This is a genomic window from Lonepinella sp. BR2357 (assembly GCF_051851525.1).
Taxonomy (GTDB): domain Bacteria; phylum Pseudomonadota; class Gammaproteobacteria; order Enterobacterales; family Pasteurellaceae; genus Lonepinella.
In genome coordinates this window covers 22261-42990 of record NZ_JBPDVG010000014.1, presented here as the reverse complement: position 1 = coordinate 42990, position 20730 = coordinate 22261, and the positions used below count along the sequence as shown (strand labels likewise).

The window sequence follows — 20730 nt, the reverse complement described above, 5'->3', positions numbered from 1 at the left end:
AGTAGGTGAGTTTATTCTTCCGAATTTTCCACCGCACTTTCATTGGCGGTTTCTACATTTTCACCCTCAAACTCATCATCTTCCGTTTCGGCTAAACGTTCTAAGCTGACGACTTGCTCGGTTTCAGTGGTACGAATTAAACGTACGCCTTGAGTGTTACGGCCCACAATGCTGACTTCGCTGACACGGGTACGCACCAGTGTGCCAGCGTCAGTGATTAACATAATTTGGTCAGTATCAATTACTTGTGTAGCCGCCACAACTTTACCATTACGTTCGCTCACTTTAATGGAGATCACGCCTTTGGTGTTACGTGATTTGGTTGGATATTCTTCCAATTTTGTCCGTTTACCGTAACCGTTTTGCGTAGCGGTTAAGATTTCGCCATCATTTTTTGGCACCACCAAAGACACCACTTTATCAATATTCAGATCTAAGGTGTCTTCGCTGTTATCATCAGAAACGTCTTCCATTTCCACCGCACTTTCATCATCAGAAAGATCGTTGGTTAAAGCGAGTTTAATGCCTCGAACGCCTGTTGCAGTTCGTCCCATGGCTCGCACGGCCGTTTCGGCAAAGCGGACCACACGACCTTGTGAGGAGAACAACATGATTTCACTTGAACCGTCGGTAATATCTACGCCGATTAATTCATCTTCATCACGTAAGTTGACCGCAATAATGCCGTTGGCACGTGGACGACTAAATTCGGTGAGGGCGGTTTTCTTCACGATACCGCCCGCGGTGGCCATGAGGACAAATTTATTTTCATCATAGCTCGCCACTGGGAGAATCGCTGTAATACGTTCGTTTTCTTCCAACGGTAAAATATTCACGATTGGGCGACCACGTGCGCCACGACTGGCTTGTGGTAATTGATAGACTTTCAACCAATATAAACGGCCACGGCTAGAGAAACAGAGAATCGTATCATGGGTATTGGCGACCAATAATTTTTCAATGAAATCTTCTTCTTTCATTTTGGTGGCGGATTTACCTTTGCCGCCCCGTTTTTGCGCCTCATAATCGGTGACGGGTTGATATTTCACATAGCCCTCGTGAGAAAGGGTGACCACCACATCTTCTTGGGCAATTAAATCTTCTAAATTAATGTCACCGGAGGCAGCGGTAATTTCGGTGCGACGGGCATCATTGAAGTTAGTTTTAACTAATTCTAATTCTTCACGAATCACTTCACGCAAGCGTTCGGCACTGGTGAGAATATGCAATAATTCGCCAATTTCGACTAAAATATCGTGATATTCTTCCACGATCTTTTCGTGTTCTAAACCGGTTAAACGGTGTAAACGTAATTCTAAAATGGCACGAGCTTGTGCATCTGAAAGGAAATATTGACCATCATGCACGCCAAATTCAGCGGCTAAATCATCAGGGCGAGAGGCATCTACGCCCGCTGCCTCTAACATAGGCGCCACATTGCCTAAAGCCCAAGGTTGCGCAAGTAATCCCTCACGGGCCTCTTCGGCCGTTTTTGAGGCACGGATTAAATTAATCACGGGATCAATATTGGCTAAGGCAATGGCTAATCCCTCTAAAATATGCGCTCTTTCTCGGGCTTTGCGAAGTTCGTACACGGTACGGCGTGTGACCACTTCACGGCGGTGTTTGACAAAGGCGGCAATGATTTGTTTTAAATTGAATAATTTCGGTTGACCGTGATCCAAGGCGACCATGTTAATCCCGAACGTGACTTGCATTTGAGTTAAGGCGTAGAGGTGGTTTAATACCACTTCACCTACGGCATCACGTTTAATGTCAATTTCGAGGCAGATCCCCTCTTTGTTGGAAAGATCGAGAATGCCCGCAATGCCTTCAATTTTCTTTTCACGAATCAGTTCAGCAATTTTATCGACCAATTTGGCTTTATTTACTTGATAAGGAATTTCCGTGATAATGATTTTTTCACGGCCCTTGTCGTTGGTTTCTACGCTCGCTTTGGCTCGTACGTAAACTTTGCCTCGCCCTGTTTTATAGGCTTCTTCAATGCCTCGGCGACCGTTAATTAAGGCGGCAGTTGGGAAGTCTGGGCCAGGGATAAACTGCATTAATTCATCAATGCTGATGTCCTCATTATCAATATAGGCTAAACAGCCGTCCATCACTTCGCCAAGATTATGGGGCGGAATATTGGTCGCCATACCGACCGCAATCCCTGAAGAACCATTGACTAACAAGGACGGGATTTTGGTTGGCAAGACGTCGGGAATCATTTCTTTGCCGTCATAGTTCGGCGAGAAATCCACGGTTTCTTTATCTAAATCCGTTAATAATTCCTGTGTGATTTTTTGCATGCGAACTTCGGTATAACGCATAGCCGCAGGTGCGTCACCATCAATGGAACCAAAGTTCCCCTGACCATCTACCAACATATAACGCAACGAGAACGGTTGTGCCATACGCACAATGGTGTCGTACACGGCACGGTCACCATGCGGGTGATATTTACCGATCACATCACCGACCACACGCGCGGATTTCACATAAGATTTATTGTAGGTGTTACCACTTTGATCCATGGAGAACAGCACACGGCGGTGAACGGGTTTCAAGCCGTCACGCACATCAGGCAAAGCACGGCCAACAATGACCGACATGGCATAATCGAGATAAGAAGATTTCAGTTCTTCTTCAATACTAATCGGGGTGATATCTTGGGTTAATTCAGACATTGCGTTTTCCTAAGTCTTAGAGAAAAATTGGCGTTATTATAGCATAAAGTATGAGGTTTTACCTAAGAGAAATTTTCGCCATTAGGGCGAGGTATAACAAAAAAGTGCGGTGAAAATCACCGCACTTTTGAGGTTTATTTTTGATAGGGGATTATTTCTCACATTTCTCAATATCCGTACATTTTCCATACAGATATAAGCTGTGATTTTCTAATTGAATACCATGTTCTTTACTGATTTGTTTTTGGCGTTCTTCAATCACGGTGTCGTTAAATTCAAACACTTTGCCACAATCTACACAAATAATATGGTCGTGATGAACGGTTGGGGCTAATTCAAACACCGATTTATTGCCCTCAAAATTGTGACGGGTTAAAATTTTGGCCTCATGGAATTGATTTAATACACGATATACCGTGGCTAAACCGATTTCTTCGCCTTGTTCAAGTAACAGTTTGTACACATCTTCCGCAGAAAAATGTTCCATTTTGTGGGCTTGCATAAGTGCCAAAATGGTTAAACGTGGTTCAGTGATTTTGAGGCCCACTTTTTTGAGTAATTTGATATTTTCTTCTGACATAGTGATTTTCCTTATGCGAGTTCTGCTAAACACATTTCATCATAAACTTGTTTCACCCAAGTTTCGACACGTTCAGCGGTTAATTCTGGTTGGCGATCTTCATCAATACACAATCCGACAAAGGTGTTGTCGTCAATAAGCGCTTGTGATGATTCAAAATTGTATCCTTCCGTTGACCAGTTTCCGACAATGATCGCCCCATTTGGTTCAATAATATTGCGTACGGTACCCATGGCGTCACAGAAATAATCGGCATAATCTTCTTGATCGCCACAGCCAAAAATGGCCACTAATTTGTCCGTAAAATCAATTTTTTCTAAGGTTGGGAAGAAGTCATCCCAGTCACATTGCGCCTCACCGTAATACCATGTTGGAATCCCAATCATGATAAAATCGTAGCTTTCAATATCTTCTTTGGTGCTTTTGGCAATGTCACGAATATCCACTAATTCGTTGCCAAGTTGTTTTTGAATCATTTTGGCAATGTTTTCTGTGTTGCCTGTGTCACTACCGTAAAATAAACCAACAATAGCCATTTTTTATTTACCTATTTCCTTGAATATTAAAATAATTTTGTAATATGTTTTCGATTACATCCGCTCGACTGAGTTTGCTCAGTTGGGCCAGTTCTTCTAATTGTTGAACCAACTGGTGATGTAATTTTAATTCTATTCGTTTTAATCCGCTAGATTTGTCACGCCGTAGTTGGTTGCGTTTATTAATGCGGATTTGTTGTTCTCTGCTTAACGGATTGGTTTTCGGACGTCCGACACGTCTTTCATCAGCAAAAAGATCCAACGTAATGCAATCTGCGTCTTGTTTTGCCATTTTTTATTACCGTTCATTATCGCCTTTATTAACAATCATTCGTATGCTGATAATGATTAGCTGAAGTGAGAATAATGGCGGAACTATATCATAAATTCCCTATAATTTAAATGCCTAAATTAAGATTAATGTGATTGAAGAAACCGTTCAATGGCTCTGACCACAAAATCTGGCTTTTCCGCATGGATCCAGTGGCCAGCACCGTTGACGGTAAACGAGGTGGCTTGCGGAAATTGGGCTAAAATTCGTTGGGTGTCGTCGGGGTGAATATAATCCGATAAACCGCCTTTGATGAACAGTGTCGGTATCTGGCATGGCGATTGCGCTTGCCAATCCATAATATCCGCATAATGTTGATAAAGTGCGGTGGTATTAAAACGAAATTTTTCAGGGGCCTGAGAATCGAAAGATTTCAACATAAATTGTTGAATGCTTTCCTCTTTGATATGTTCAGCTAACAGCGGTTTGGCCTGTTGTCGGTTGTCAACCTTGGCTTGTTTCACTGCCAACAGCCCCATAAACACATCATTATGCCAGTTGTGCTGATAACGCACGGGGGCAATATCAATCACAATTAATTTGTCGAGTAAGTCAGGGCGTAAATGTGCCACTCGCATGGCGGTTTTGCCGCCCATGGAATGACCCACTAAAATCACCTGATTGAGTTGGAGATGGTTTAACACCGCAATCACATCTTGTGCCATCAGATCGTAGTTCATTTCGTCAGAATGGAAACTCTGGCCGTGATTACGTAAATCAAGGCGTAAAATGTGGTATTTTTCACTGAATGCACGGGCGATAATCCCGAGGTTATTCATGTCACCAAAAAGGCCGTGAATAAAGACAATAGTTTTCGCCTGATCCTGTTGACAGGCGCTAAATTGATAATTGAGTAATTGTTGAGCTGACATGGCTTTTTTAATCGTTTTTTACATAGAGAATTTGATCAGAAGTAGGTATAATGCGAAAAAATGGATTGTTAATCAAGTTTTGAGAGCAGAATAAATGAAAATAATTGAAGTAGATGAAGAACTCTATCAATATATTGCCAGCCATACGCAGTCTATTGGCGAAAGTGCGTCGGATATTTTACGCCGTTTATTAGCTTTGCCTTGTTTAAGTATTAGCTCGGTGGCGTTGGATTTATCGGAAAAAGCGGAAGCGGAAACCGAACAGACCGCCTTACCGCAAGCGTCGTCATCTGAGGAAGATATTCCGTCGACCCCGTCTGAAGTTGACGTGAGTGTTGGCGAACCAGAGAATACGCCAGAACCGCCCGTTCAAACAGCGCCAACAGAGGTAAAACAAGGGGATAGTAATGCGTTAATCGCTTTATTGGACAGACCTGAATTTAAGCAAGAAACCAAAGCGGTGGTGCGTTTTTTAACGATTTTAAGTGGGTTGTATCAATCGAATCCAGCGGATTTTTCCGCTGCCATTCGGAGCGAAAATGTACAAGGTCGTACCCGAGTCTATTTTGCACAAAATGAACAAACCTTATTGGCGGCGGGTAATCACACCAAACCAAAACAAATTCCAAACAGTCCACATTGGGTAATTACCAATAATAACAGTGGACGAAAAATGATTATGCTTGAGGGCGTGATGCGTGAAATGGGCTTTGATGAGAAAACCATTGACTACGTGAAAAATGCTTTTGTGGCCGATTAAGCATTCAGGCAAGATTATCGTTATGCAACTATTGCCTTGGCAAATTTATGCGAATCAGCCGCAGAAACAAGCCCAAATCGCCTTGCGAGATCATTCGCAGGGCGTTGCTTTTAGTTGGCTTGAACTGGCGCAGCAGATTTCAGCCAAATTGGCTTGGTTAACAGCATTAGGATTAACCGCAGGCAGTGGCGTGGCCTTGTCGGGGAAAAATAGCCTTGAATTATTGCTCTGTTATTTAGCGGGATTGCAAGGTAATATGCGGGTTTTGGGCATAAATCCCGCTTTTCCTCGTGAAAAAATACATCAACTTTGTGTGACCCATCAAATGCAATATTGGATTGATTGTACCCATACAGAAAAACCAATGGCCATATCGCCTATGGCAGATCGGGTTGAACGCCATGAGGGATTGACGTTAACTTTAACCTCGGGTTCAACAGGGCAACCAAAAGCGATAGTGCATAATGTACAAGCTCATTTAGCCAATGCGGCGGGTGTCTGTGCTTTAATGGCCTTTACGTCAGACAAATCTTGGTTACTGTCGTTACCCTTGTATCATGTGTCAGGTCAAGGCATAGTGTGGCGTTGGTTAGCGCAAGGGGCGGAATTGCATGTGCCGAGTGCGGATTTTTATGCAGATGTTTTGCAAGCTAGTCATGTATCGTTGGTGCCAACACAGGCATTACGGTTACTTGATTATGTGGCCACAAAGCCGAAAAGTGCGGTGCAAACGCAAGCGATTTTATTAGGGGGCGCAAATATTCCCCTCGAAATGACCCAAAAATTAACCGCACTTGGCATCCAAACCTATGCGGGTTATGGCATGACAGAAATGGCCTCGACGGTTTTTGCCAAACGTTGTGATGGACAATCGGGCGTGGGGCAACCTTTATTGGGGCGTGAATTTCAGATCGTCAAAGATGAAATTTGGCTCAAAGGCGCAGGATTGGCTTTAGGCTATTGGCAACAAGGTCATCTTCAGCCAGTGACCAATTCACAAGGCTGGTTAGCCACCAAAGACAAAGCCGTTTGGGACGGTGAACAGTTGCATATTTTAGGACGCTTGGATAATCAATTTATTTCCGGTGGTGAAAATATTCAGCCAGAAGAAATTGAGCAAATTATTCAACAACATCCCAGTGTAGAACAGGTTTTTGTCCTCCCTGTGGCAGATCAAGAATTTGGTCAACGTCCTGTGGCAATGGTGACATTTCAACAGGATTTTTGTCAAACTGCGGTGCAAAATCTGCAAGATTGGTTACAAGATAAAATTGAACGATTTAAACAGCCAGTGCGTTATTTTCCGTTAACGGTGAAATCGCAAGGTAATATTAAAATTTCACGGGCTAGCCTTAAACAGGCATTGGCCGATTTAATCAGAGCGTAATTTATGAGTATGTTTTACAAGGCGTTGAGCCACCTTTTTTTCGCCATATTATTCACCCTGAGCTTGCCTGCGTCGGCGAATTTACCCACGGCGAAAGAGATTCAAACCCAATTAGCCAGTCTGCAAAAAGACAATCAAGCGGAAGATAACCAAGCGGATATTAAGAATTTAGAAGAAACCTTGGCATTACTGACGCAATTAGATAAGCAGAAACAGGATAATGAGAATTTAACCAAGCAAATTCAAGATTCCACTGAGGCGTTACAACATAGCCAGCAAAATATTCGTCATCTGAAATCAAAAGCGCGGAGTGCGGAACAGATCCAAAAATCCTTGGCGAATTTATCTGTGGATCAGATGAAAACCCATGTAGATGAAATTAATCAGAATTTGCAACAAATTCAAGCGGATTTAACTACGTTGAATGCGAGTTTGTCGAGCCAAAAAAGTGTGCCTGAACGGACACAAGCGACCTTGACGGAAAATTCCGCACGTATTCAAGCCATTAATGACGCCCTTGCATCAGCCAGTACCTCAAGCACCAGACGAGCAAGATTGACGGTAGAATTAGATTATTTACTGGCCAGTAACAATTACAAACAAATTCAGCTCAGTGGCAATGAATCCTTAACCAGTTTGTACACCAGTCAGTTAGAAGAAAAAACCTTAATGCAACAGCAATTACAAGCCGAATTGGTGGAATTGCAAACGGCAATTAATACAAAAAATCTGCAAGAGAGCCAAAATCAATTAGAACAAGCGACGGCACAAAAAAATAGTAATACCACCGATAATCCTGTGATTGTCCGTGAACTCGAATTTAATGCTCGAGTCAGTGAGGAATTATTGGCGCAGACCACGCAGCTTAATGCTTTGTCGCAAGATCACTTACGTATAAAAAGCATTTTAGATAATTTACAACAAACCCAACGGAATATTGATGAACAGATTAGTTCGTTGCAAGGCACCTTGATTCTTTCTCGTGTGATTAATAAACAACGTCAATCGTTGCCTAAAGATGAGATGATTTCTGGCTTATCCAAAAAGATTGCCGATTTACGGGTGAGAATTTTTGATATTAGCGAATTTCGTGATCGCATGAATAACGTTGACAGCTATATTGATAACTTGGCGAAAGAAGAAAAAATTACCTTTACCGATAAAGAGCGGACACGTCTGAAAACCATTATTGAAGAACGTAGTAAGGTGATTTCGGACGTATTGAAACAGTTAAATAACCAATTAAATTTATCTATCAATATTGAATTAAATCAGCAACAAGTGCAAACCATCAGTGATACATTGCAAGATAAACTCAAACAACAAAGTTTCTGGGTGAAAAGTAATGCGTCGATTGATCTGGATTTTTTCAAGAATTTACCCACTTATCTTAAATTCCAATCTCGTGATATTGCTAAACGTTTTGACTTTTCCAACTGGCGAGATAATGTGTGGTCAGCGAGTTTTTTAGTGGCGATATTATTGTTGTGTACGTTAGCGATTTTGCGTCAAAAAAACAAGATTAAGCAGAAAATTACCGAAATTAATAATAAATTAAAAACCTTAGGTAGCGATAATCAATGGAACACGCCAAGTGCGGTGTTTTGGACCTTAATTTTGTGTTTGCCAAGCACTTTTGTATTTTTAATCCTGTTTATTTTGGTGACCTATTTCTGTTTGCAAGATCCCACTGAGGCGTGGACATGGGGCTTAAAAATGGCGGGCTATTGGTTGTATTTTGCCTTTATGTTGGCATTATTACGCCCAAATGGCATTGCGCATACCCATTTTAAAATGCCAAAACAAAGTTCTGAAAATTTCCGACGTATTCTAAAACGCTCCATGTGGGTAGTGGCATTATTATTAAATACCTCCATTTTCACGAATTTAGAGGGCGGTGTTGCTTACGATATCCTCGGTGAAATCATGACGATTTCCGTGTTGATTATCCTGTTGTTGTTGATCGGCCCTGAGATGCGTTTGGCGATCAGTTCTTACCAACATACCTTAACGCACCAGCAAAGCATGAAAATCTATTTGCTGCGGTTTTTGCGGTTTTTCTCCTTGCTTGCGCCAATCTCTCTAATTATTTTGATTGGGTTGGGGTATTATTACACCTCATTAGTGTTGATTGAGCATTTAATTTCTTCTTACATGGCGCTAACTACTTGGTTGATTGTGCGTAGTTTGATTTATCGTGGCTTAGAAGTGTCTGCACGTCGCTTGGCCGCTCGGCGTTTAAAAGAAAAACGTGAGCAAGCCATGGCAAAACAACTGGCAGACAATAATAGTGGCGATAAGAGTAAAGAAGAATTTATTATTGATGTACCGCAGCAAGATGATGTGTTAGCCGTGAGCCAAGTAAAAGATCAAGTGTTACGTTTAATTGATTTTTCCTTGTGGGTAGGATTATTTGGCTTGATGTATATTGTGTGGTCTGATTTAGTCACCGTGGCCTACTATCTCAACGGCGTCACCTTGTGGCAACAAAGTGTCACCACAGAGGCAGGCACCGTGATGGAATCTATCACGTTGCTGAATTTATTGATTGCCGTCATTGTGTTATTTGTGACCTATATTATTATTCGTAACCTGAGTGGGCTGTTAGAAGTCTTAATTTTCTCAAATATAAAATTATCGCAAGGCACGCCTTACACCATTACCACCTTGTTAACCTATATTATTATTGCGTTGGGGGCGGCACTTTCCTTTGGTATGTTGGGGATGTCGTGGTCGAAATTACAATGGCTATTTGCAGCCTTATCGGTGGGGCTTGGTTTTGGTATGCAAGAAATCTTTGCGAATTTCGTGTCGGGTATCATTATCTTATTTGAACGTCCCGTTCGTATTGGGGATGTGGTGACCATTGATGGTTTTAGTGGTACGGTTTCCAAAATTCGTATCCGCGCCACGACAATTGTAGATTTTGATGGTAAAGAAGTGATTATGCCAAATAAAGCCTTTATCACCAGTCGGTTAACGAACTGGGCATTGAGCAATACCAGTACAAGGGTGGTGATTCAAGTGGGCGTGGCTTACGGCTCCGATTTGGAATTGGTGAAACGTTTATTATTACAAGCCGCCTCTGAAAGTGATCGTATCTTGAAAGAACCGGCACCAAAAGCCTATTTCTTGAATTTTGGCGACAGTACTTTAGATCATGAATTGCGTGTGTATGTGGATAAAATCGGTGATCGTACGCCGACCCAAGATTTCTTAAATAGTCGAATTAATCAATTATTTACTGAACATAATATTGAGATTGCCTTTAATCAGTTAGACGTGTACATTAAAAACACGCAAACAGATCAAGAAATTAAAGTGCATTCAGAAAAATTAGCATAAGGATTTATCATGGCAGGAAATTCAATCGGACAATTATTTAAAGTCACCACCTTTGGCGAATCCCATGGCATTGCTTTAGGTTGTATTGTTGACGGCGTGCCGCCGAATATGGCGTTAACTGAAGCGGATATTCAACCCGACTTGGATCGTCGCAAACCGGGTACATCTCGTTATACCACGCCACGTCGTGAAGATGATGAAGTGCAGATTTTATCGGGCGTCTTTGAGGGTAAAACCACAGGCACGAGCATTGGTTTAATCATTAAGAATGCCGATCAACGTTCGCAGGATTATGGTGAGATTAAACATCAATTCCGCCCCGGTCATGCCGATTTTACCTATCAACAAAAATACGGCATTCGGGATTATCGTGGCGGTGGCCGTTCTTCTGCGCGTGAAACCGCCATGCGAGTGGCAGCAGGCGCCATTGCTAAAAAATATTTGCGGGAGCAGTTTGGTATTGACGTGCGGGGGTATTTATCTCAAATTGGGGATGTACAAATCGATCCGCAAACGGTGGCGGATATTAGCCAAATTGACTGGCAACAGGTGAATTCCAATCCATTTTTTAGCCCTGACCCAAGTGCGGTGGAAAAATTCGATGAATTGATCCGCAATTTAAAAAAAGAGGGCAATTCTATCGGGGCTAAATTAACCGTAGTAGCGGAACATGTGCCTGTTGGCCTTGGCGAACCGGTCTTTGATCGTTTAGATGCAGATCTCGCCCATGCCTTAATGAGCATTAATGCGGTAAAAGCGGTGGAAATCGGTGATGGTTTTGCCGTCGTGAATCAGAAAGGCACCGAACACCGTGATGAAATGACACCCGAGGGCTTTTTATCCAACCATGCGGGGGGCATTTTAGGCGGAATTAGCAATGGCCAACCGATTATTGCCACCATTGCGTTAAAACCGACCTCAAGTATTACGATTTCAGGTCGTACGGTGGATATTCATAATCAAGCGGTTGACTTGATCACCAAAGGGCGTCATGATCCTTGTGTGGGTATTCGAGCGGTACCGATTGCGGAAGCCATGATGGCCATTGTGTTGTTAGATCATTTATTGCGGTTTAAGGCACAGTGTCGATAAAACGATATCAATAAAAGAGTGAAGGTATATTAATGATTGACTTAAGCGAAGAAAATCTCAATATTGTCAAAGCTATTTTGGTGAAATTCGTGCCAGATTTGCCTGTGTGGGTGTTTGGTTCCCGAATCAAAGGCACGGCAAAAAAATATTCCGATTTGGATTTAGCCGTGATTACCCAACAGCCGATGTCCATTCGTCAGCAAGCGGATATTGAGGAGGCCTTTAGTGAATCCGATTTACCGATTTTTGTGGATGTGATCGACTGGGCCAGTTGCAGTGAGAATTTTAAACAGATTATTTTACAACAGTATGAAATCCTACAAACGGGGATTTAATTTTTATTTATCGGGAATTTTTTAACATGACATTGAAAAAAACAGCATTCATTTTAACCGCACTTTTGGGCATATCCACCACCGTTTTGGCCTCACCAGCCGAATGGCAACGAGTGAAACGCCCGATTCCCAGTGAAAATGGGCAAGCTCAACCGATTGGTTCTTATGCCAACGGCTGTATTATCGGGGCAAAAGCCTTACCCGCAAGAGGGGAGGGGTATCAGGTGATTCGTATCAATAAAAACCGTTATTATGGTCACCCTGATATGATTAGTTACTTACAACGCTTAGGTCAACGAGTCAAAAAAGCGGGGTTGCCGACCATGTTAGTGGGCGATATTGCCATGCCCGGTGGCGGGCGTTTCTTAACGGGTCACGCTAGCCATCAAATGGGCTTGGATGCGGATATTTGGTTGCGCATGGGCGCTATGTCGGATCAAGAGGCCTTAAATTCGGATGGTAAAGGTTTGTTAGTGGTAAATCGTGCTGCCCAAGTGGTGGATGAACGTGTTTGGAATCAGAACCACTTTAATTTAATTAAATTAGCCGCACAGGATAATCAAGTGACCCGTATTTTTGTGAATCCTGCCATTAAAGTGAAACTTTGCCAAACGGAAAAAGCCGATCGCAGTTGGTTACATAAAATTCGTCCTTGGTATGGTCATGATAGCCATTTTCACGTACGTTTAGCTTGTCCGCAAGGTGCAGCCTATTGTGAAAATCAAGCGCCGGTACCAGCGGGTGATGGTTGTGGTGATGAATTGTATTCTTGGTTTGAACCGAAAAAGCCATCAACAGGTACAACCGCAAAAGCTAAAGTGACACCACCTGAACCCTTTTTATGTCAGCAGGTGTTAAATTCACCTAAACGCAGTGAATGGTTGGAATAAGCAGAGGAAAGTGCGGTGGAAATTAGCCTAGAAATCCTCAGTTTATTATTTGCCGTGGCCTTGGTCGCTGGATTTATTGATGCCATTGCGGGCGGTGGCGGATTGATCGCTATTCCAGCCTTGTTAATGGCAGGTATCCCGCCCGTATTGGCATTAGGTACCAATAAATTACAGGCCTGTGGCGGTTCGTTTTCGGCCAGTTTGTACTTTGTTCGTCGTAATGCCGTGAATTTACGCCAGATTTGGTTGCTGATTTTGATGACCTTTATCGGTGCGGTGATTGGCACGGTGTTAATTCAGCATATTGACAGTTCGTTTATTAAAAAGGTGATTCCCTTTTTAGTGTTAGCCATGGGGCTGTATTTTTTATTCACTCCCACCTTGGGCGAAGAAGATCGCCATCAGCGTTTCTCTTTTGCGGGTTTTGCGTTTACTGCGGGTTTCGGGATTGGTTTCTATGATGGTTTTTTTGGACCGGGGGCCGGATCCTTATTGAGCTTGGCCTTTGTGACCTTACTGGGCTTTAATTTATCGAAAGCTACCGCCCATGCGAAAGTGTTAAACTGTACGTCAAATATTGCCTCGCTGATTTTCTTTTTACTTGGTGGGCATGTGATATGGACGGTGGGTTTAGTCATGATGTGCGGACAATTTATCGGGGCGAATTTAGGCGCAAGAATGGTGTTAACTAAAGGCAAAAAATTAATTCGTCCTATGGTCGTTATTATGTCTTTTATGATGACCGCCAAAATGGCCTATGATCAAGGTTGGTTTAATTAATGCAAGATCCAGAAAATAAGATACGTGAAACGGCCAGAGTGGGTTATGAGCCACATTTTTCATGGCAGTATTTAAAACCGCAATATTGGGGCATTTGGCTTGGTATTGTATTGTTAATTATATTGGCCTTTATCCCTTATCGTTGGCGGGATAAACTCGCTGGCAAAATTGGCTTAATTGCGGGGCAAAAAGCCAAAAAACAACGCCATCGTGCCAGATTAAATTTAGCCCTTTGTTTCCCCGATTGGACCGAACAACAACGTGAAAAAGTGATTGATGAGATGTTTATCACACTGGGGCAAGTGATGTTAGGGATTGGTGAAATCGCCGTGCGTTCTAAAAAACATTTGCAACAACGCAGTGAGTTTTTAGGCATTGAACATATTCAACAAGCTAAAGCCAACGGCCATAATATTATTTTATTGGTGCCACACAGTTGGTCCATTGATGCCTCGGGGATTATTTTACACACCCATGGCATGCCAATGACATCGATGTTTAATCCACATCGTAATTTGTTGATTGATTGGCTTTGGACGAGAACAAGAGTACGCTTTGGTGGCAAAATGCACACCCGTCAAAATGGGATTAAACCTTTTTTATCTATGGTGAAGAACGGGAATATGGGCTATTACTTACCGGATGAAGATTTTGGTGCAGAGGCCAGTGAGTTTGTGGATTTTTTCGCCACCTATAAGGCCACCTTACCGGGTTTAAATAAAATGGCGAAATTAGCCAAGGCGGTGGTGATTCCAATGTTCCCTCGCTATAACGCCGAGGCAGGTAAATACCAAATGGAAATTTTAGCGCCGATGACATTAACCGATGATCCCGTACAATCGGCTCGAGCCATGAATGAAATCATTGAATATTTTGTGGGGCAAACGCCCGAGCAATATGCGTGGATTTTGCAATTATTCCGTACCCGTAAAAACGGCGAAGATATTTATTCAAATTAACAAATATTTTTACTATAACGCTTGCAATTTAAGCCAAATTTCTTTACATTCACAGCGTTAATTTTTATAAAAGGTCAACATTCTGACCGCACTTTGGGCGACAAAATGAACGAACAATTACAGCTTATTAAATCTTCGATTAAATCCATTCCTAATTATCCGAAAGCGGGAATTATTTTCCGTGACATCACCAGTTTAACGGAAGTGCCAGAGGCCTTTAGCGCAACCGTTAATCTCATGGCTGCACAATTTAAAGATGTGGGTATTACCAAAATTATTGGTACTGAGTCACGTGGTTTTATTTTTGGTGCACCGGTTGCCATTGCGTTAGGTTTACCTTTTATTTTAGTGCGTAAACCAGGCAAATTACCCCGTGCCGTGATTTCACAAAATTACCAATTAGAATATGGTGAAGATACCTTAGAAATCCATTCGGATTCGATTCAAGCGGGTGATAAGGTGTTAATCATTGATGATTTATTAGCCACAGGTGGCACGCTCGAGGCTTGCGTGAAATTGGTTCAGCGTTTAGGCGGTGAAGTTAAACATGCGGCCTTTGTGATCAGTTTACCAGAATTAGGTGGCGAAGAACGTTTACGTAAATTGGGCGTAGAACCCTTTACTCTGGTAGACTTTGCAGGACATTAATGGTTACCCTCACCCTAGCCCTCTCCCAGAGGGAGAGGGGATAGCGAAAGTAAAATAAAAAAAGGATAAGACGTGAGTTATCAAGTTCTCGCCCGTAAATGGCGACCAAAAACCTTTCGTGAAGTTGTCGGCCAAACGCATATTTTGACCGCACTTTCTAATGGCTTGAAAGAAAATCGCCTACACCATGCTTATCTTTTTTCGGGTACTCGAGGTGTTGGCAAGACCTCTATTGCTCGCTTATTTGCCAAAGGCTTAAATTGTATTCATGGCGTGACCGCCGAACCCTGCGGTGAATGTGAACATTGCAAAGCCATTGAACAGGGCAATTTTATTGATCTGATTGAGATCGACGCCGCCTCACGTACCAAAGTTGAAGATACCCGAGAATTATTGGATAACGTTCAGTATAAACCGGTGCAAGGCCGTTACAAGGTGTATTTGATTGATGAAGTGCATATGCTGTCACGTCATTCTTTCAATGCCTTACTCAAAACCTTGGAAGAACCGCCTGAATATGTCAAATTCCTGTTGGCCACCACCGATCCGCAAAAATTGCCGATCACGATTTTATCCCGTTGCATGCAGTTTCATTTAAAAGCATTAGATCAGCAACAAATTAGCCAACATTTAGCCCATATTTTAGACGCAGAAAAAATTCCCTATGAATTGACCGCACTTGATCGCCTTGCAAAATCGGCTCAAGGCAGTATTCGTGATAGTTTGAGTCTGACCGATCAGGCTATTGCCATGTCGAATGGCGATATTCGTACCGATATTGTCAACAAAATGTTGGGCTTATTGGATGATAACCAACCGATTGAGATTTTGTATGCACTGCAACAAGGTAATGGCGAGAAATTGATGGGGGTCGTGCAGTCGGTGGCTGAAAAGGGTGTGGATTGGGATCAGCTTTTGCTTGAAGTGGGCGAGAAATTACATCAAATTGCCATGCAGCAGTTGCTGCCCGTCAATGTGCAAGAAAACAGCCCTATCACATTTCTTGCCCAACATATGTCGCCTGAAGATGTGCAGTTATTTTATCAAATGATTGTCATGGGCAGAAAAGAGCTAGCCTTTGCGCCCAATCGTCGCATTGGCGCAGAAATGACCTTACTGCGTGCTTTGGCGTTTCACCCCAAATTCAGCCAAGCCGCTGCGGTACAAACCGTGCCGACATCAAATGCGACGGAAAATTTGGTTGATATGCCTGTGGTCTCACAAAATATTAAAGCCAATTATCCTGCACAACATGCTGTTCAACATTCACCGAAAGAACCGTTGCAGAAGTCCATTCATGCCGAGGGCAATCAGGCATTAAGTGCAGTGGATCAGTTGCAAAAATTACGTGCGACCTTGAACCAACAAACGGATAACGAAAAAAAAAAGTCGCCGCTAAGTAAAGCGAGTAACGCTCGTCCTGATTCGGTTCAACCCCTTGAATTACCGGTAATTTCATCTCGTCCAAGCAAAAAAACACAACCTGATCTTATGGATCGATTAGCAAAACTTGCTGACGTAGCGCCGTCTGAAACTGTGAAACCTGAGCTCAGTAGCGAGTTGGATATGGCCAGCGAAAATCCTACTGAGCATGATGACAATGCCACTGAACTGAATGCGGAGGATTATCGTTGGGAATGGATGAATCCCGAATTGGCGAATCAAGCGGAGTCCATGCGCCCTTCTGATATTAAAAAGCTGATTTTAGAGCAGAAAAGCCCTGAATTAAGACAAAAAATGGTGAAAATTGGGATTGAGCGGGATCCATGGTTTCACATTATTGAACAATTAGGCTTAGATGATATAAAAATGGCCAAGCAATTAGCCATTAATTCCGTCTTGTTGGTGCAAAATGAACAGGAAGTTCACCTTGGGCTACGTTCAAATCAATCTCATTTACAACGTGAAAATTCCATTGCGGCGCTGACCCAACGCTTATCCGACTTCTTTCATCACCCCTTACAATTACGGATTACCCTCCATGATGATCCCGCCACGTTGACGCCATTGGAGCATTATCAACAGATTCATCAAGAACTCATCGCGCAAACAACACAGAATTTACTGGCAGATAACGGTATTCAATTGTTACAAAAACACTTTGAGGCAAAACTGGACATGGATACCATTCGTCCCGTTTAATCGGCACGGAATAGCCCCACGGCGCCTTGTAATTTATCTCCATAAAAAATCAACGGAATCCGTTGGCGTTGCCATACAGGAACGTTGAATTGTTGCCAAATCTTTTTGATGTCACGGCGCATTTTCTGACCGACTAATTGTACCGAGCCAGAATAGGCAAATTTTACCCAAATCGGTTGCGCTGTGAAAGGCAGATCCAGATGATGTAATTGGTTTGCCTGTTGCCAAACTGCGGTGAAAAAGTCGGGATTTTTTTCTAACCACAGTGTGCCAAGATTATCGGGTAATTTCAACCGCAGTTCGGGAGAAAGTGGCTGTTGAAAATGGCTGATATCTGCCAAGTGATCCGTGAGGTAAAGCCGTTGTTGATAACGGCGAATAACCTTGTTACCTAGCACATAACGTGGCATGGCATCAGTTCGGGCCGCAATTACCTCTTTTTTAATATGTGCCAGTTGAACCACTGACGGCATAGGGTGGTTTAACGCCGCAAGCCACATTCTTAACAACGCATTTTGTTTGAGAGCAGAATACTCCGACCATTGTAGGAGCGACAATGTTCCTTGATGGGGATCGAAATGGCGTTGAAAATCCTCGGCTAATAATTGATGAATAAGCTGTTGTTGTTCTGCGCAATGTTGTGCTGAACGGGCGACCATTTGATCGAAATGTGGCCAACGTTGCCGCAGTGTCGGCAACACCTGATGACGTAAAAAATTACGATCATAATGCAGATCCGCATTGCTATCGTCCTCCACCCAAGTTAATTTTTCCGCCTGCACATAATGTTCTAGCTGTTGACGTGAAGAGGTCAGCAACGGTCGAAAAATCGGCATGCCATTTAGCGCCGCATAGGGTTGCATGGCGCCCAATCCTTGCACGCCACTCCCTCGTTTTAGGGCAAGAAAAAAAGTTTCGGCTTGATCTTGTAAATGATGGGCGGTAACCACGATTTCATTGGGCAATCGACTGTCCGCAATGGCTTGATAGCGTGCCTCTCTTGCGCCTTGTTCAAGACCATTGGCCTGATCCACTTGCACTTTTTGCACCAGTAAGGGAATGGCGAATCGCTGGCAAAGTTGCTCACAATGGCTGACCCAGTGATCCGCTTGAGGATGTAATCCATGATGAATATGCACCGCACGTAATTGTAAGTGCGGTTTTTTTTCTCGGGCTTTTGCCATGAGAGAGAGTAGCGCCGTGGAATCCAATCCACCACTTAAGGCGATCAGATAGTGAGTGTGTTGCAGTTGAGATTGAAATTCGGTAAACAAGCTCATGTTTTAATCATTTCTCTCGTTCCCTCTCCCTATGGGAGAGGGTTAGGGTGAGGGGAGGCTTAAGCAATTTTTTCTGCTTGATAGCTTGAAACAGGGTTCATAATCACATGACGTGCCTCAATCAGTTGCAATTCATAGGAATTGACATCATGGGTGATTTTCATCACATCATGCACCGCATTGCCCATGCGCTCAAAGGCCGCCAATTCATCATGGCCATTGAGTAAATTCGCTAAGAATAAGCTCGCCGTTAAATCGCCCACGCCAACGGGGTGCTTGGCGAACGGATAGAGCGGACGAATGAGGCTCCATACCCCATGTTGTGTCCCCATTAACATTTCAAATTGGTTTGTATCTCGCCCTGCCTCACCTAAATGTTTGACAATCACGATTTTCGGGCCTTTGCTTAAGAGGTGTTTAACTGCGGTGATGGCTTGTTCAATATTGTTGACAGGCAAACCGCTTAATTCACGTAATTCAAGCAAATTCGGGGTAATAATATCCGCTTGTGGAATGGCAATGTTGATTAAGCCCTCTTTCACACCGCCTGCCACCACGCAGCCTTTTTCAGGGTTGCCCATGACGGGATCGCATAAATATAAGGCGTTTGGATTGATGGCTTTGACTTTATGATAAGCCTTAATGATTTCATCAACCTGTTCTGCAGAACCGATATAACCTGAATACACCGCATCACATTTGGCCAGTTCACCAATGTCATCAATACCTTGGACAATTTCACCAATCTGTTCTTTCGGAATCACCATGCCAGTCCATTTGCCATATTGGGTATGGTTGGAAAATTGCACCGTATTTAATGCCCACACATCAATGCCGTTTAATTGCATTGGAAAGGTGGCAGATTTATTCCCCGCATACCCAAACACCACATGAGATTGAATGGAAAGTACATTTTTCATTGAATTTATTCCCTTAATTATGTTGAATTTATCATAGAAAAGTGCGGTATTTTTCACCGCACTTTTTAATTTTTTCCTGTCTTCAGTTCTCTGTCTTCAGTCTTCTGATCAGCAATAACCGTATGACATCAAGCGTTGATAACGGCGATCCAATAAGTCTTGTTTATCTAGCACGTCTAAATCGGCTAAATCTTCTAAAAGGCGTGTTTTGAGATTTTTGGCCATTTCCACATGATTACGATGTGCGCCACCTAGCGGTTCGTTGACGATATTATCAATTAAATCTAATTGTTTTAAACGTTTCGCTGTTAAGCCCATGGCCTCTGCCGCGGTGGAGGCTTTTTCGGCACTTTTCCATAAAATCGAGGCACAGCCCTCAGGTGAAATCACCGAATAAGTGCTGTATTGCAACATGTTGACTTTGTCGCCCACGCCAATGGCTAAGGCACCACCTGAGCCACCCTCACCAATCACGGTACAAATCACCGGCACGGTGAGCAAGGCCATTTCACGCAGATTACGAGCAATGGCCTCAGCTTGACCACGTTCTTCAGCGCCAACACCCGGATAAGCCCCTGGGGTATCAATAAAGGTAATAATCGGTAAGTTAAACCGTTCAGCCATTTGCATTAAACGCAAGGCTTTACGATAGCCCTCTGGGGCTGGCATACCGAAATTACGTAAGACTTTTTCTTTGGTGGAACGGCCTTTTTGATGACCAATCACCATCACGGGACGGCCATCTAAACGGGCTAATCCGCCCACAATGGCTTTATCGTTAGCAAAGGCACGATCACCGGCTAACTCTTCAAAATCGGTGAAAATATGTTCAATATAATCCAAGGTATAAGGACGATTTGGGTGACGTGACATGCGTGAAATTTGCCAAGCATCTAAATCGGCAAAGGTTTTCTTGGTGAGTTCTTTGCTTTTTTTCTGTAAGCGTTTGATTTCATCATCCAGATTAATGCTACTGTCATCACTGGATACAGAACGCAGTGATTCAATTTTTGCTTCAAGTTCGGCAATCGGTAATTCAAAATCTAAATATTCTTGGCTCATTTTTTTTCCTAACTATTGAAATTAGCACAAAACATACCGCACTTTAGCAATATTCTGATGGGTATGCAAATTTGCGTTCTATTGTATGCTTTTTTGCGGTAAATTGCAGTAATTTTTCAGT

General features: G+C 42.9%; 18 protein-coding genes. 10 read left to right on the top strand and 8 right to left on the bottom strand.

Annotated elements, in window-relative coordinates; genetic code table 11:
• Window positions 1–11: 11 nt before the first annotated feature.
• From gyrA to ACTG7L_RS09720, 5 genes are all read right to left on the bottom strand, one after another.
• Complete coding sequence (gene gyrA, locus ACTG7L_RS09740; RefSeq protein WP_439328373.1) at window positions 12–2690, bottom strand: DNA topoisomerase (ATP-hydrolyzing) subunit A; 2679 nt, start codon at window positions 2688–2690, stop codon at window positions 12–14.
• Between the two features lie 151 nt (window positions 2691–2841).
• Window positions 2842–3270 carry a ferric iron uptake transcriptional regulator gene (gene fur / locus ACTG7L_RS09735; RefSeq protein WP_439240797.1) on the bottom strand — a complete coding sequence of 143 codons (429 nt, stop codon included), beginning with the start codon at window positions 3268–3270 and terminating at the stop codon, window positions 2842–2844.
• Window positions 3271–3281: 11 nt separating this feature from the next.
• Window positions 3282–3806: a flavodoxin FldA gene (gene fldA, locus ACTG7L_RS09730; protein ID WP_439328372.1), complete on the bottom strand. Its 525-nt coding sequence runs from the start codon at window positions 3804–3806 to the stop codon at window positions 3282–3284.
• 7 nt (window positions 3807–3813) lie between these two features.
• Window positions 3814–4098 (bottom strand): LexA regulated protein, encoded by a 285-nt coding sequence (gene ybfE, locus ACTG7L_RS09725; RefSeq protein WP_439256733.1) that lies wholly within the window; start codon window positions 4096–4098, stop codon window positions 3814–3816.
• A 125-nt stretch (window positions 4099–4223) separates the two neighbouring features.
• Entirely contained in the window at window positions 4224–5009 is a 786-nt protein-coding gene (locus ACTG7L_RS09720) for an alpha/beta fold hydrolase (RefSeq protein ID WP_439328371.1), read from the bottom strand.
• A gap of 94 nt (window positions 5010–5103) precedes the next feature.
• Here ACTG7L_RS09720 and seqA point away from each other — a divergent pair, with 94 nt between their 5' ends.
• The 10 genes from seqA (at window position 5104) to dnaX (ending at window position 17347) form a co-directional block, all read left to right on the top strand.
• Window positions 5104–5769 (top strand): replication initiation negative regulator SeqA, encoded by a 666-nt coding sequence (gene seqA / locus ACTG7L_RS09715; RefSeq protein WP_439328370.1) that lies wholly within the window; start codon window positions 5104–5106, stop codon window positions 5767–5769.
• Between the two features lie 22 nt (window positions 5770–5791).
• Window positions 5792–7156, top strand: a complete 1365-nt coding sequence (gene menE, locus ACTG7L_RS09710; RefSeq protein WP_439328369.1) for an o-succinylbenzoate--CoA ligase — start codon at window positions 5792–5794, stop codon at window positions 7154–7156.
• Window positions 7157–7165: 9 nt separating this feature from the next.
• Window positions 7166–10501: a mechanosensitive channel MscK gene (gene mscK / locus ACTG7L_RS09705; RefSeq protein WP_439328383.1), complete on the top strand. Its 3336-nt coding sequence runs from the start codon at window positions 7166–7168 to the stop codon at window positions 10499–10501.
• 9 nt (window positions 10502–10510) lie between these two features.
• Window positions 10511–11593: a chorismate synthase gene (gene aroC / locus ACTG7L_RS09700; protein WP_439328368.1), complete on the top strand. Its 1083-nt coding sequence runs from the start codon at window positions 10511–10513 to the stop codon at window positions 11591–11593.
• A 32-nt stretch (window positions 11594–11625) separates the two neighbouring features.
• Window positions 11626–11928: a nucleotidyltransferase family protein gene (locus tag ACTG7L_RS09695; protein ID WP_439328367.1), complete on the top strand. Its 303-nt coding sequence runs from the start codon at window positions 11626–11628 to the stop codon at window positions 11926–11928.
• A gap of 26 nt (window positions 11929–11954) precedes the next feature.
• Window positions 11955–12818, top strand: coding sequence for a penicillin-insensitive murein endopeptidase (mepA, locus tag ACTG7L_RS09690; RefSeq protein ID WP_439328366.1), 864 nt, complete (start codon window positions 11955–11957; stop codon window positions 12816–12818).
• A 15-nt stretch (window positions 12819–12833) separates the two neighbouring features.
• The gene (locus tag ACTG7L_RS09685; RefSeq protein WP_439328365.1) at window positions 12834–13598 is read left to right on the top strand and encodes a TSUP family transporter; all 765 of its coding nucleotides are present in this window, start codon (window positions 12834–12836) and stop codon (window positions 13596–13598) included.
• The gene (lpxM, locus tag ACTG7L_RS09680; protein ID WP_439328364.1) at window positions 13598–14557 is read left to right on the top strand and encodes a lauroyl-Kdo(2)-lipid IV(A) myristoyltransferase; all 960 of its coding nucleotides are present in this window, start codon (window positions 13598–13600) and stop codon (window positions 14555–14557) included. Before ACTG7L_RS09685 ends, lpxM begins: the two co-directional genes overlap by 1 nt.
• Window positions 14558–14662: 105 nt before the next feature.
• Complete coding sequence (gene apt / locus ACTG7L_RS09675) at window positions 14663–15205, top strand: adenine phosphoribosyltransferase (RefSeq protein ID WP_439256742.1); 543 nt, start codon at window positions 14663–14665, stop codon at window positions 15203–15205.
• Between the two features lie 72 nt (window positions 15206–15277).
• On the top strand, window positions 15278–17347 hold the full coding sequence (gene dnaX, locus ACTG7L_RS09670; RefSeq protein WP_439328363.1) for a DNA polymerase III subunit gamma/tau: 2070 nt from the start codon (window positions 15278–15280) through the stop codon (window positions 17345–17347).
• Here the strand turns inward: dnaX and tilS are convergent.
• The 3 genes from tilS to accA all read right to left on the bottom strand — a co-directional run bounded on the left by tilS (window position 17344) and on the right by accA (window position 20609).
• Window positions 17344–18627: a tRNA lysidine(34) synthetase TilS gene (gene tilS / locus ACTG7L_RS09665; RefSeq protein ID WP_439328362.1), complete on the bottom strand. Its 1284-nt coding sequence runs from the start codon at window positions 18625–18627 to the stop codon at window positions 17344–17346. The genes dnaX and tilS overlap by 4 nt on opposite strands.
• A gap of 59 nt (window positions 18628–18686) precedes the next feature.
• On the bottom strand, window positions 18687–19547 hold the full coding sequence (pdxY, locus tag ACTG7L_RS09660; RefSeq protein WP_439328361.1) for a pyridoxal kinase PdxY: 861 nt from the start codon (window positions 19545–19547) through the stop codon (window positions 18687–18689).
• A gap of 108 nt (window positions 19548–19655) precedes the next feature.
• Complete coding sequence (gene accA / locus ACTG7L_RS09655; protein ID WP_439328360.1) at window positions 19656–20609, bottom strand: acetyl-CoA carboxylase carboxyl transferase subunit alpha; 954 nt, start codon at window positions 20607–20609, stop codon at window positions 19656–19658.
• Window positions 20610–20730 lie beyond the last annotated feature (121 nt).

What these genes read in the sequence shown, in the direction of transcription:
- gyrA (WP_439328373.1), bottom strand. Translation starts at nt 2,690, where the DNA reads ATGTCTGAATTAACCCAAGATATCACCCCGATTAGTATTGAAGAAGAA.
- fur (WP_439240797.1), bottom strand. Translation starts at nt 3,270, where the DNA reads ATGTCAGAAGAAAATATCAAATTACTCAAAAAAGTGGGCCTCAAAATC.
- fldA (WP_439328372.1), bottom strand. Translation starts at nt 3,806, where the DNA reads ATGGCTATTGTTGGTTTATTTTACGGTAGTGACACAGGCAACACAGAA.
- ybfE (WP_439256733.1), bottom strand. Translation starts at nt 4,098, where the DNA reads ATGGCAAAACAAGACGCAGATTGCATTACGTTGGATCTTTTTGCTGAT.
- ACTG7L_RS09720 (WP_439328371.1), bottom strand. Translation starts at nt 5,009, where the DNA reads ATGTCAGCTCAACAATTACTCAATTATCAATTTAGCGCCTGTCAACAG.
- seqA (WP_439328370.1), top strand. Translation starts at nt 5,104, where the DNA reads ATGAAAATAATTGAAGTAGATGAAGAACTCTATCAATATATTGCCAGC.
- menE (WP_439328369.1), top strand. Translation starts at nt 5,792, where the DNA reads ATGCAACTATTGCCTTGGCAAATTTATGCGAATCAGCCGCAGAAACAA.
- mscK (WP_439328383.1), top strand. Translation starts at nt 7,166, where the DNA reads ATGTTTTACAAGGCGTTGAGCCACCTTTTTTTCGCCATATTATTCACC.
- aroC (WP_439328368.1), top strand. Translation starts at nt 10,511, where the DNA reads ATGGCAGGAAATTCAATCGGACAATTATTTAAAGTCACCACCTTTGGC.
- ACTG7L_RS09695 (WP_439328367.1), top strand. Translation starts at nt 11,626, where the DNA reads ATGATTGACTTAAGCGAAGAAAATCTCAATATTGTCAAAGCTATTTTG.
- mepA (WP_439328366.1), top strand. Translation starts at nt 11,955, where the DNA reads ATGACATTGAAAAAAACAGCATTCATTTTAACCGCACTTTTGGGCATA.
- lpxM (WP_439328364.1), top strand. Translation starts at nt 13,598, where the DNA reads ATGCAAGATCCAGAAAATAAGATACGTGAAACGGCCAGAGTGGGTTAT.
- apt (WP_439256742.1), top strand. Translation starts at nt 14,663, where the DNA reads ATGAACGAACAATTACAGCTTATTAAATCTTCGATTAAATCCATTCCT.
- tilS (WP_439328362.1), bottom strand. Translation starts at nt 18,627, where the DNA reads ATGAGCTTGTTTACCGAATTTCAATCTCAACTGCAACACACTCACTAT.
- pdxY (WP_439328361.1), bottom strand. Translation starts at nt 19,547, where the DNA reads ATGAAAAATGTACTTTCCATTCAATCTCATGTGGTGTTTGGGTATGCG.
- accA (WP_439328360.1), bottom strand. Translation starts at nt 20,609, where the DNA reads ATGAGCCAAGAATATTTAGATTTTGAATTACCGATTGCCGAACTTGAA.